The sequence below is a fragment of the Inconstantimicrobium porci genome (assembly GCF_009696465.1).
GTDB lineage: Bacteria > Bacillota > Clostridia > Clostridiales > Clostridiaceae > Inconstantimicrobium > Inconstantimicrobium porci.
The window spans coordinates 246386-258621 of record NZ_VULX01000001.1; the positions used below are offsets into that span (position 1 = coordinate 246386).

Sequence of the window (12236 nt, forward strand, 5' to 3'; positions counted from 1 at the left end):
GAAGCGGATATGGATTTATTAATAAAGAATGCTCATATAATAGACAGCTACATGGACTTTTATGGTGATTTATATATAAAAGAAGGAAAAATATATAGCATAGGCAATAACTTAAGCGTGAACTGTGAGACTATCGATGCAGATGGTAAAACTGTAATGCCGTCATTTATAGATACACATGCACATTTCAGAGATCCAGGCTTTACATATAAGGAAGATATAGAAACAGGTTCGATGGCAGCAGCAAGAGGCGGATATACTGCAGTAGATTTGATGGCAAATACAAAGCCTGTCTGCTCAAGCAGAGAAGTGCTTAATTATGTAAAAGAAAAAGCAGAAAAATGTAATCTTATAGATATAATTCAATGCGTTACTGTATCAAAGGATATGGAGGGCAAAACTACATCTCATCTGGATGAATTTGATAAAGATGAAATAAGAGTCATTTCTGATGATGGAAGAGGAGTTGCAGATTCCAAGGTTATGATGGATGCAATGTACAAAGCAAAGAAAAACGGATGGCTTGTACTGTCTCATGCAGAAAGCAAAGAATTTTCTGATACAGATATGAGAACTGCTGAAAACATGATGACGCTTCGTGATGTGACTCTTGCAGGTATTACAGGTGCAAAGCTTCATATGGCACATGTAAGCACTAAAGAAGCAATGCAGTACATTATTGATGCAAAGAATAAAAAAGCTCACGTAACAGCAGAGGTAACTCCGCATCATATAGCACTTACTTCCGATGTATGTAATTATAGAGTCAATCCTCCAATAAGGGAAAAGGAAGATGTTGAATTCTTAATAGATGCAATAAAAAAAGGTTATGTAGATACAATCGGCACTGATCATGCACCTCATTCAAAGGAAGACAAAGCAAATGGTGCACCAGGAATGATAGGACTTGAAACAGCTTTCTCAGTATGTTATACAGCACTTGTTAAGATGCATGATGTCTCTATAAATAAATTATCTTCACTGATGAGTGAAAAACCAGCCGAGCTTCTGAAACTTAATAAGGGAAGAATCGTGCCTGGATATGATGGAGATATAGTAATTGCAGATTTAGACTATAAATATACAGTAAGCGAAAAAGACTTAGCATCAAAGAGCTGTAATACACCTTTCCTTGGAAAGGAGCTTTGCGGAAAAGTAATCATGACAATAAAAAACGGCAGAGTAATATATAAGGCAATGGAGGAAGAATGATGAATAAATATATAATAGATAAACTGTTTGACAGAGTAGAAAAAAATGGAGTCGTATGTGTAGGTCTGGATACTTCACTTGATTATATACCAGAGTTTCTTAAAGAAGGCAGAAGCAGTGAAGATGCAATAGTGGAATTTAATAAAAGAATTATAGATGCAACTTTAGATGTTGCAGCATGTTTTAAAGTACAGATAGCATATTATGAAGCTTTAGGTATAGAAGGACTCCTTGCATATAAGAGAACACTTAAATACTTAAGAGAAAAAGATGCCATCATAATTGCTGATATAAAAAGAGGTGATATAGCAGCAACTGCCAAGATGTATGCAAAGGCTCATTTTACAGGAGATTTTGAAGCGGACTTCATTACTCTAAGTCCATATATGGGTATGGACAGCATTGAACCATATATTCCATATGTAGCTACAGGAGAAAAAGGTATATTTACTCTTATAAGAACATCAAATAAGGGAGCTGAAGATATAGAATATCTTGATACTACAGAACACAAGAAAGTTTATCATGTGGTAGGTGATAAACTTATGGAGCTTGGCAAGGATTTTGTCAGCAGCTGTGGTTATCACCCATTAGGAGGAGTAATAGGATGTACTCATATTGAAGAAGGTAAAGAACTTAGAAAAAGATTTAATAAAATGTTTTTCTTAATACCTGGATATGGAGCGCAAGGCGGTAAAGCAGAGGATGTTGCAATGTATCTTAATAATGGCAATGGAGGAGTTGTAAATTCATCAAGGGGAATTCTTCTTGCATACAAAAAGCACAATAATGAAAAAGAATTTGATAAATGTGCGAGAGCAGAAGCAATTAAAATGAGAGATGAAATAAGAGAAGCTGTTAGAAACTTAAAGTAAGGGGTCGAAAAATGAGTATTAATTATTATGAAACTAAAGTTTTGGAAAATTCAGAAGTAACCAATGGGATATATAAGTTAGTAATTGAAGAAAAGAACAGTGTTAAACCAGGACAGTTTTATATGATTCTTCCTAAAACAGCTGTACTAGGAAGACCAATATCAGTATGTAAGACAGAAAATGATACAGTTACATTTTGTTATGCATTAATAGGGAAAGGTACAAAAGAGTTTGCTAACATGAAAAAGGGTGATACAATAAAAGTTTTTGGACCACTTGGCAATGGCTTTGATGTAGAGAATATTATAAAAGAAAATAAAAAAATAGCAGTTGTTGGTGGTGGAATAGGTACTGCACCAATGATTAAAACTGCAGAAGACTTAAAGAATGCAGATAATTCATGCTATATACACAGCTTCTTTGGATTTAGAGATGATGTTTATCTTGAAGAGGAAATCAAGACATACAGTGATGAATACTCATGTGCTACTAATACAGGATCTCATGGACATAAAGGCTTTGTTACAGATTTACTAAATCCTGAAGAATTTGATATCGTACTTTGCTGCGGTCCTGAAATAATGATGCAGAAAGTAGTAAATATGTGTAAAGAATCAGGAACGAAGGTTCTTATCTCAATGGAAAAACATATGGCATGCGGTGTTGGAGCATGTCTTGTATGTACATGCAAGACTAAAGGAGGCAATAAAAGAACTTGTAAAGACGGGCCAGTATTTGATGGATATGAGGTGGAGTTTTAATTATGGAGAATAAAGATATGATGAGCGTAAGTATAAATGGTGTGGATTTTAAGAATCCTATAATTGCCGCTTCTGGTACTTTTGGATTTGGACATGAATACAGTGAGTTTTATGATGTGGGAATGCTTGGAGGTATCTGCTCTAAAGGTCTTACCATTGAACCTAAAGAAGGAAATTCTGGCATTAGAGTATTTGAAACACCATCTGGCATGATGAATTCAGTAGGTCTTCAGAATCCAGGAGTAAGAAAATTTATTGAAAATGAGCTTCCTTATATGAAAACATTAGGAACAAATGTAATAGCTAATATCGGAGGAGCAAGCATAGAAGATTATGAGAAAGCAGTAATGCTGATTAATGAAACTGATGTGCAGATGATAGAGCTTAATATCTCATGTCCTAATGTAAAATCAGGAGGTATGGCTTTTGGTATAAAATCTGATGTGGCAAAAGAAGTTGTATCTAAGATAAAAGCTATAAGTAAGAAATCGCTAATGGTTAAGCTGTCACCAAATGCTGAAAATATAGTAGATATGGCATATAAGTGTGTAGAAGCAGGAGCGGATTCACTGTCACTAATAAATACAGTGCAGGGTATGGCTATAGATGTAAGAAATAGAAAGCCGGTGTTTGAAAATACATTTGCCGGGCTTTCAGGTCCTGCTGTAAAACCTATAGCCTTAAGAATGGTTTATCAGGTCTGTAAGGAAGTTAATGTGCCTGTTGTAGGACTTGGTGGAATAACATGTGGTGAAGATGTTATTGAGTTTATGATGGCAGGAGCAACTGCAGTACAGATTGGAACAGCAAACTTCATGAATCCTCTTGCAGGAAAGAATATAGTCATGGAAACAGAAGAGTTTTTAAAGAAAAATGGTGTCAAAGATGTTAAAGAAATAATCGGCGCAGCACAGAGATAATATATTTTAGGAGGAAAAGAACATGCAGCAGTATAAAAAAGAATTTATAGATTTTATGATAGAAAGCGGAGTTTTAACATTTGGAGATTTTGTGACAAAGAGTGGAAGAAAGACACCATTCTTTATTAACACAGGAAACTATAAGACAGGAAAACAGCTTTCTAGGTTGGGAGATTTTTATGCAAAGGCCATTAAGGATAACTTTGATGAAGATTTTAATGTGGTATTTGGACCTGCTTATAAAGGAATTCCACTAGGAGTTACTACAGCAATAGCGCTAGACAGAAACTACGGAATTGATGTTGAGTACTGCTCAAACAGAAAAGAAGTAAAGGATCATGGTGATAAAGGAATACTTCTTGGTAGTAAGCTTAAGGATGGAGACAAAGTGCTTATAGTCGAAGATGTTACTACAGCTGGTACTTCAATTTATGAAACAATGCCTATTTTAAAATCTCAGGCTGATGTAGATGTAAAAGGCCTTATAATCTCAGTAAATAGAATGGAAAGAGGAAGAGGAGAAAAATCAGCACTTGTAGAAATAAGAGAAAAATTTGGATTTAAGACATGCGCTATCGTAACTATGGAAGAAGTAATAGAATATCTTTATAATAGAGAAATAAACGGTAAAGTTTATATTGATGATGATATGAAGAATAAAATAGATGCATATTATGAGCAGTACGGTGCGAAATAATATATGATTTAATCATATTGCTATAGTAAATTTAATATTATTTACTATAGCAATTTTTTTTAGGGGAGTTTATGAAAAAGTTTATTCTTAAAAGTCTTGTAATGCTTTTATGGATATGTATGGTGCTAATAATAGGTACAGGAATAATTGAAAAAAAAGAAAGTCCTAATATAAAAAGCACAAGAGAAATTGAAATAAAAATCGATAAAGGTAATGTAAAAGTACCTGAGCCTTCAAAGCCAGCTACTGCTAATTATAAGTTTAGTGTATTTTATATTGCAGTAAAAACAATATTATATTTTATTATTCCGTTTTCATTTTTATATTTTAAAGTTCCACAGTTAATAATCAAAAAAGAGAATTCGATTTTTCAAATGATAAAAATATTCTTAATATATTCGTTTTATGAATTTGTTATGTATCTGCCGCTATATTTCTTCTCAGGCTTTTATAGAAACAAATTATTTGAATCTTCATCAAATACTATAAACAATTGGTTGAGTAAGAATTTGATATATTTTACATTTTCGTTAGCAGTTTCAGTAGTAATTTTTATGATTATTTATACTGTATATAAAAAATCTAAGTTATATATTTTATTAATAAGCATAATGATGCTTTGCTTGAATTTAACTGAATCATATATAGGACCAGTAGTAATTGATCCTATGTTTAATAATTTTTCAAAGATAGAGGATAAGAATCTTACAGTTAAGATTAACATGTTATGTCAAAAGGCAGGTGTAGGCAATGTTAATGTACTGAAAGTAGATAAGAGCAAAGATACTAATTTCCTTAATGCATATATGACTGGAATAGGAAAAAATAAGAGAATTGTAATTTATGATAACACTCTTAAACAATTAAGTACTGATGAAATTCTTTCTGTAGCGGCTCATGAGATAGGACACTATAAGATGAATCATGTAGTTATAGGTATGGCTCTGAGCACCTTAGAATTGTTTACAACGTTATTTGCAGTGGATTTAATTATTAAACACATAAATGTTAAGAAAAAGCTGAATAAGGATTATAAGAGTGATAAACTGATTCCGTTGTTTTTTATTGCAATGGTATGCATTCAATTTTTATGGATGCCCATAGATAATGCTTGTAGCAGGTATATGGAGAGAAAAGCAGATGAATTTGCAATAAGTGTCACAGGTAATAAGACTTGTGCAGCTGTGTTGCAGTGCAAGCTTATGGAGAAGAATATGGGGACAGCTGACGTTAATGGTTTTATAAAGCTGTGGTATGCAGATCATCCAACATCAAGGGAAAGGATAGAAGCAGCAAATAGATACGGAAAATAATTTATAATTTAGTATGAAATAAGCAGACTGTTAAAAAGTCTGCTTATTTCTATATATAAATGGATAATCTTATTGCATAAAGAACGGGGCTGTCGCATTAATATAATATTCCAAACATTAATATAATCTAGAATTTGCAGAGTAGATTAGAGATAATATCTAAGAGATTAGAGAAAAGGATGAAACTCCAAAGGAGTTTGGGGCTGTCTCACAACTAATTAGAAATTAGTTGTGTAGCGGCTCTTTTTTCGTGCAAAAAAAATAAATCCTAAACTCAAAGAGAATAGGATTTATTAGATTTATATATGACTTATTCCATAGTTAAGGAAAATCAAGCTTCGCCACGAAAGTTACTAAAAATCATTTTATATGGATATATGAATGGACTTTATTCATCCAGAGATATTGAAAGTGCCTGCCATAGAGACATCAATTTTATGTTTTTACTAGAAGGTTCAAAAGCACCAGATCATTCAACTATTGTAAGATTTAGGACTCTTCATTTTGCACCTTGTGCTGAACAGATACTTGCTCAAACAACTAATTTCCTTTATGAAATTGGTGAAATTTCAGGTGAGTCAATATTTATAGATGGAACAAAAATAGAGGCTAGTTCCAATAAATTCACATTTGTTTGGAAGAGAGCTGTTACTAAAAATATGCAGAAGCTATTTACCAAAATTGAAAATTTTGTTGCGGAATGTAGTGAACTTTATGGTGTTAGAGTTGGTTACAGAAATACTATAAAAATTAAAGATCTAAAAAAGCTAAGAAAGAAGCTTTACAGAATAAAAAAGGCTGAGAATATAGAATTCGTACACGGATGTGGCAAAAGAAAGACTGCTTTGCAGCGTTCTATTAAACAACTCGAACAGTATCTTGGGAAGTTAAAAGAATACACACAGAAAATACATATATGTGGTAATCGCAATAGTTTTTCAAAAACAGATGAAGATGCCACTTTTATGAGAATGAAAGAAGATGCCATGAAGAATGGTCAGCTTAAGCCAGCTTATAATTTACAACATGGGGTTGATTCTGGGTATATTGCATGGCTTACTATTGGACCACAACCTACAGATACAACAACATTGATTCCATTCTTAAAAAGCATGCAAGAAAATTTGAATTTTAAGTATCTAAAAATTGTTGCAGATTCTGGTTATGAAAGTGAAGAAAATTATTCTTTCATAGAAAATAACGGTCAGTTATCTTTTATAAAACCAGCAAATTATGAGATATCTAAAACTCGTAAATATCAGAATGATATAAGCCGAATAGAGAATATGGAATACAATTACGATGGGGATTATTATGTCTGTAAAAATAATAGAAGGCTTTACGCAAATGATATAAAAAAAGAAAATCTAAAACTGGTTATGTAAGTACCAAAACAATTTATACTTGTGAAAATTGTAATAACTGCAAATTTAAAGCTGGCTGTATAAAAGGACATAATTGTAAAACTCCATTGGAAGATAGAACAAAAAGACTCGAAACATCAAAGCAATTCAATCATTATCGAAAAGAAGATTTTGAGAGAATCATTAGCGAAGAAGGTTGTAAACTTAGACTAAACAGAAGCATTCAGGTAGAAGGTTCCTTCGGCGCAATAAAGCAAGATATAGGCTTTAGAAGATTTTTATGTCGTGGAAAAGAAAATGTACTTGCAGAAAGTATACTTCTTGCATTGGCTTATAATGTGAATAAACTGCATAATAAAATTCAGTCAGAACATACGGGTCAACATTTATTTGATTTAAAACAAACAGCATAAAATAATAAAAAAACTATATTTTTGATATAGTCTATTAAAGTGCGTTTATTTTTAAATAGGTGCATTTTTTCACATAGAATTTCAGAAAATGTATATAAAAAGGAGCTTACCGCCAGCTGTTTTTAACTGCTAATGCGACAGCCCCGTTCTTTTCTTAAGACTGATGACTGAAGTATCCGGCAGGTATATATTTTTTGCGTATTCCTTTGACAACTGCAAGATAAGTAGCTGCTGTATCAAATCTTGCATCATGATAGTTTCCGCTACCTTCGAATAATTTATTTGCAGTTTCTGCTATTTCTTCATCAGTAATATTCAGAAAGTTAACAAGTTCTGCAAGCTTTGGATTTTTATAATCTCCGTTTGGTCTTAGTAACTTACATATATCTTTAAAATAATTCATTGTACAGAATATATGTTTTGGTTCATAGATTTCGCCCATTGGTTCTAATTCGTGTTTTAAAAATTTTATATCAAATGATACATTGTGACCTATAACAAAATCTGCTTCTCTAAAATCGTTATAGAATTCGTCAACAAGATCATCAAAGTACATACCATTACTAAGTTCATATAGCTTTTCAACTGAAAAACCATGTACTGCTTCAGCAGATGGTTCAACATCTTCTACTGTAAAAAAGAAATTATGACCTGTTGTAGTTTGTGGCTTTGTTGAAGTATCTACAGTTATATAGCTAAGCTGACATATATTTCCTGGTTTTATGCCAGTAGTTTCTGTGTCAAAAAATAATAGTTTCATACTTGTGTTCTGCCTCCAATAAAAAATATACTATTTTTATTATATATGTTTAAACGTATTGATACAAATGTTTTAATAAAATTACTTCTTCACAATCTTTGCATAAAGTGGTTTTGAAAATAAAAGACTAAAAACATTGACAAGTACGTTAAAATAAACTAATATGAATAATGTTGAAAAATGTTGAAAAATATTTATTGCTTTAAAAGTTAAAATATTCACATTTTCATTAAGTATAAAACAAAGGTGATAATAAAATAATATAAATAGCTATTATAATTCATTGCAAAATGATTTTTGCAATGATTATATTATAAATTTAACAAATTTAACAAACAAAACATAACAAAGAATATTTAGGAGGTACTCAAATGAGAAAAGAAAAAGGAAATAAGATTTCTGTCATTGGAGCTGGATTCGTTGGTTCAACTACAGCTTACGCATTATTTATGAGCGGAATCGCTTCAGAAATAGTTATTGTTGATATCAACAAGGACAAAGCTGAAGGTGAAGCAATGGATATAGCACATGGTGCTGCATTCGTTAAATCATGTGATGTTACTGCAGGAGATTATGTAGATACTAAAGATTCAGATATAGTTGTTATCACTGCTGGACTTGGACAAAAACCAGGCGAAACTAGATTAGACTTAATATCAAAGAATTTAAGCGTATTCAAATCAATAGTACCAGAAGTTGTTAAGTACAACCCAAATGCAATTATTTTAGTTGTATCTAACCCAGTTGATGTTTTAACTTACATTACATACAAATTATCAGGATTCCCATCTGAAAGAGTTATCGGTTCAGGTACAGTTCTTGATACATCAAGATTAAAGTATGAATTAGGAAAGCACTTCGATATCGATGCTAGAAACGTACATAGCTATATCATCGGAGAACACGGAGATTCTGAAATAGCTGCTTGGAGCTTAACTAACATAGCTGGTATGAGCGCTGAAGAATACAGTGAAAAGATTGCTGGAAGCACAGATATGTCATTCAAGACAACAATTCCAAAGAACGTTGTAGATGCTGCATACAAGATGATCGAAAAGAAGGGTTATACAAATTACGCAGTTGCTTTAGCAGTTACTAGAATTTGTACAGCTATCTTAAGAGATGAAGATGCTATATTATCTACATCAACATTATTCACAGGCCAATACGGAATAGATGATGTTTACCTAGCTATTCCAACAGTAATAAATAGAGCAGGAGCAACTAAGATTGTTGATTCTCACTTATTACCAGAAGAACAAGAAAGATTACAGGCATCAGCTAACATATTAAAGAAACATTTAAATGAAGCTGGTATCTAATTAAAAAAAGAGGGCTACTGTATTTATGCAGTAGCCTTTTTCATTTATATATAAAATGAAAAAATAAGAGGGCAAACTGAAAATCAGTACATATATATTATACAATTAAATCTTGAATAAATAAATATTGCTTGTGATAAAATGAAAAAAACTATTCGAAATTATTCTCATATTGTTAATGTTTTTATCGTTTGAGTGAAAAAACAGCAAATTTCATATTTCCAAACAATCATAGATAAAGTATCTAAGGTATGATATAATTATAACTATATTATTTATTATTAGGAGGAGAGTTTATGCAGCTACAGTATGAAATCTTAAATATTTTATATACTATTCCTGCTATTTTAATAGCTTTTACTTTTCATGAGTATGCACATGCATTAGTTGCTGATAAACTTGGAGATAAGACACCAAGATTTCAGGGCAGGCTTACATTAAATCCTTTGGCACATATTGATCCTATTGGATTTGTGATGATTTTATTTGTTAAATTTGGATGGGCAAAGCCTGTTGAAGTTAACAAGAGAGCATTCAAAAATTATTATAAAGATGATTTAAAAGTGTCATTAGCAGGTCCGCTTGCAAATCTTTTAATTGCATTAATTTTTACCATCATAGAAGTGTTCTTATTAAGATTTAGTTTTGTAATGGGTTCGTCTACTTTGTTTGTAGTTATATCCTGCGTAGTTCATTATATAGCTGTTATAAATGTGAATTTGTTTATTTTTAATCTTATTCCGATACCAGGCCTTGATGGTTTTGCAATATTAGAAGATGTAAACCCAAAAGTATTTTATAAATGGGCTGAAAAAATATATAACTATCAGTTTATTATATTGATAGCATTCGTTCTTGTTGGTGGAAAGATACTTTCATATCCATGTCATGCAATTTATGTTTTTTTATATAGAATAGCTAGCCTTATTATATTTTAACAACAACTTTTTATAATGGTTTGGAGTGGATAGACGTGTACAAAGATAATTCTGTCTATAGGAGAAATGAAAGGAACATCCTTTCATTAGACATTATTAATAAGTATAAACTTAATGATGTAGTTTTCTTTGATATAGAATGTACTGGCTTTAATAAGGATATAGATAAGATTTTTTCGATTTCAATTGGTAAATTTAATGATGGAGTATTTGAAGCGTCTGTGTATTTTAATGCATATGATGAAGAAAAGCTTCTAAGAGAGGTATATAGTTCTTTTAACAGGGATAACATATGTACATTCAATGGTATGGCACTTGATATACCTTTTTTAAATGCAAGGTTTGAAAAATATAATATTAACAAACTAAGTTATACAAAGCATTATGATTTTTACAGAATGCTTTGTCCTTATGTTAAGGTATTAGGGAGCAAAGGAAAGTCTCTAAAGAATTTTGAAATGCTTATTGGGATATCACGTAAGGATAATATTGATGGTAAAGAATGCAGAGATAAGTATTTTGAATATATTAAGTATAATGCCAGTAAATATATTGATGAGATAGTCCAGCACAATTTAGAAGATGTTCTTAATTTGCCGAAGCTTTTTAATATTGTAAGCTATATTAGTGCTAATAATTTAAAAAGAGATGATTCAATATTAAACAGCCAGCAGCAATACGTAAAAAGGCTGCTTAATATTAGAAAGCTTAATGGAAATATAGTCGAAAGTAGTGTCGTTTCTCAGAAAGATGCTAGGAAACTGATTTACGAATTGAAGCGTAAAAATACAGATTTAGATAGTATAAATAGTATAATAACTGACATTAAAAATAGAGAGAAATTATATAAATAGGTATTATGTTATTTATTCATAATACCTATTTATATTTTAAATAACGTCATTAAAATGATATAATGAATTTGAGTGTGAAAGGAAGTGATGACTTGATAATTAAGGAAAATGAAATAATAGTTGAAAAAGTTATAGATAAAGATATTTTAAAAATTGATAATAATATTAACCAGTATAAAAATGCAATCTTTTTTGACCTTGAACATTATGTATATAAGAAGCCTAAATGCGTTGGAGTTTTCGGATCATGTTTTTTTGATGAGCAAAAATCTAAGTTGTTTGTAACTCAGTATATGATAGAAAATAAAGATGAAGTAGAAGATATCCTTCTACTTGCAGAACAGTATTTTAAAGAAATGCAGAGTAAATATAATAAAGATACCATAGTTACTTTTTCAGGCAATAATGATTTCACTGTAATTAATTATTTGTTCGAAAAATATAAAATAGAATATAAAATTCTTGATAATTATAAGCATATTGACCTTCAAAAGGAATATGAGAAAATTGTTAAACATGGAATAGGATTAAAAGCATTAGAAAAAGTTTTTGATATCGATAGGGAAGGAGAACTTATTGCAGGATCAAATCTTGCGAAAACATTTCATAAGGTTCTGAAAGATAAAGAATATATTGTGAGAATGCCAAAAGAAAAAATAGAAAAGATACTTCAATATAATGAACAGGATGTAGTTAACTTGTTCCATATTTATGTTAACTGGAATAAATATATATCAGAAATCGATGGCAATATTGAGGTTACAGTATAGCCTGTATTAATACATGTATTAATACAGGCTATATTTT

The 12236-nt window shown here is 31.0% G+C and carries 11 protein-coding genes and 1 pseudogene; 11 read left to right on the forward strand and 1 reads right to left on the reverse strand.

Annotated features, from left to right (window positions below; genetic code table 11):
• Positions 1-9 precede the first annotated feature (9 nt).
• The 7 genes and pseudogenes from FYJ33_RS01260 to FYJ33_RS01290 form a co-directional block, all read left to right on the forward strand.
• Positions 10-1212 carry a dihydroorotase gene (locus tag FYJ33_RS01260; RefSeq protein ID WP_154529949.1) on the forward strand — a complete coding sequence of 401 codons (1203 nt, stop codon included), beginning with the start codon at positions 10-12 and terminating at the stop codon, positions 1210-1212.
• A complete protein-coding gene (pyrF, locus tag FYJ33_RS01265; protein ID WP_154529950.1) occupies positions 1212-2087 on the forward strand; it encodes an orotidine-5'-phosphate decarboxylase in 876 nt (291 codons plus the stop codon). Before FYJ33_RS01260 ends, pyrF begins: the two co-directional genes overlap by 1 nt.
• Before the next feature lie 11 nt (positions 2088-2098).
• Positions 2099-2848 carry a dihydroorotate dehydrogenase electron transfer subunit gene (locus FYJ33_RS01270; RefSeq protein ID WP_154529951.1) on the forward strand — a complete coding sequence of 250 codons (750 nt, stop codon included), beginning with the start codon at positions 2099-2101 and terminating at the stop codon, positions 2846-2848.
• 17 nt (positions 2849-2865) lie between these two features.
• Positions 2866-3768, forward strand: a complete 903-nt coding sequence (locus tag FYJ33_RS01275) for a dihydroorotate dehydrogenase (RefSeq protein ID WP_154530148.1) — start codon at positions 2866-2868, stop codon at positions 3766-3768.
• A 22-nt stretch (positions 3769-3790) separates the two neighbouring features.
• Positions 3791-4465, forward strand: coding sequence for an orotate phosphoribosyltransferase (gene pyrE, locus FYJ33_RS01280; protein ID WP_154529952.1), 675 nt, complete (start codon positions 3791-3793; stop codon positions 4463-4465).
• 71 nt (positions 4466-4536) lie between these two features.
• Positions 4537-5778, forward strand: a complete 1242-nt coding sequence (locus FYJ33_RS01285; protein ID WP_154529953.1) for a M48 family metallopeptidase — start codon at positions 4537-4539, stop codon at positions 5776-5778.
• A 287-nt stretch (positions 5779-6065) separates the two neighbouring features.
• Positions 6066-7555: pseudogene (locus FYJ33_RS01290) on the forward strand (IS1182 family transposase); the annotation flags it as partial.
• 154 nt (positions 7556-7709) lie between these two features.
• Here the strand turns inward: FYJ33_RS01290 and FYJ33_RS01295 are convergent.
• The gene (locus FYJ33_RS01295) at positions 7710-8315 is read right to left on the reverse strand and encodes a 3'-5' exonuclease (protein WP_154529954.1); all 606 of its coding nucleotides are present in this window, start codon (positions 8313-8315) and stop codon (positions 7710-7712) included.
• Between the two features lie 371 nt (positions 8316-8686).
• On the opposite strand from FYJ33_RS01295, the gene FYJ33_RS01300 reads away from it, so the two are divergent.
• The 4 genes from FYJ33_RS01300 (at position 8687) to FYJ33_RS01315 (ending at position 12199) form a co-directional block, all read left to right on the forward strand.
• On the forward strand, positions 8687-9637 hold the full coding sequence (locus tag FYJ33_RS01300; RefSeq protein ID WP_154529955.1) for an L-lactate dehydrogenase: 951 nt from the start codon (positions 8687-8689) through the stop codon (positions 9635-9637).
• Positions 9638-9933: 296 nt separating this feature from the next.
• Positions 9934-10575: a site-2 protease family protein gene (locus FYJ33_RS01305; RefSeq protein WP_154529956.1), complete on the forward strand. Its 642-nt coding sequence runs from the start codon at positions 9934-9936 to the stop codon at positions 10573-10575.
• 35 nt (positions 10576-10610) lie between these two features.
• Positions 10611-11429, forward strand: coding sequence for a ribonuclease H-like domain-containing protein (locus tag FYJ33_RS01310; RefSeq protein WP_206046583.1), 819 nt, complete (start codon positions 10611-10613; stop codon positions 11427-11429).
• Between the two features lie 92 nt (positions 11430-11521).
• Positions 11522-12199 (forward strand): ribonuclease H-like domain-containing protein, encoded by a 678-nt coding sequence (locus FYJ33_RS01315; protein WP_154529958.1) that lies wholly within the window; start codon positions 11522-11524, stop codon positions 12197-12199.
• Positions 12200-12236 lie beyond the last annotated feature (37 nt).

Coding starts and splice junctions, on each gene's coding strand:
- FYJ33_RS01260 (WP_154529949.1), top strand. CDS start 10: ATGGATTTATTAATAAAGAATGCTCATATAATAGACAGCTACATGGAC.
- pyrF (WP_154529950.1), top strand. CDS start 1,212: ATGAATAAATATATAATAGATAAACTGTTTGACAGAGTAGAAAAAAAT.
- FYJ33_RS01270 (WP_154529951.1), top strand. CDS start 2,099: ATGAGTATTAATTATTATGAAACTAAAGTTTTGGAAAATTCAGAAGTA.
- FYJ33_RS01275 (WP_154530148.1), top strand. CDS start 2,866: ATGATGAGCGTAAGTATAAATGGTGTGGATTTTAAGAATCCTATAATT.
- pyrE (WP_154529952.1), top strand. CDS start 3,791: ATGCAGCAGTATAAAAAAGAATTTATAGATTTTATGATAGAAAGCGGA.
- FYJ33_RS01285 (WP_154529953.1), top strand. CDS start 4,537: ATGAAAAAGTTTATTCTTAAAAGTCTTGTAATGCTTTTATGGATATGT.
- FYJ33_RS01295 (WP_154529954.1), bottom strand. CDS start 8,315: ATGAAACTATTATTTTTTGACACAGAAACTACTGGCATAAAACCAGGA.
- FYJ33_RS01300 (WP_154529955.1), top strand. CDS start 8,687: ATGAGAAAAGAAAAAGGAAATAAGATTTCTGTCATTGGAGCTGGATTC.
- FYJ33_RS01305 (WP_154529956.1), top strand. CDS start 9,934: ATGCAGCTACAGTATGAAATCTTAAATATTTTATATACTATTCCTGCT.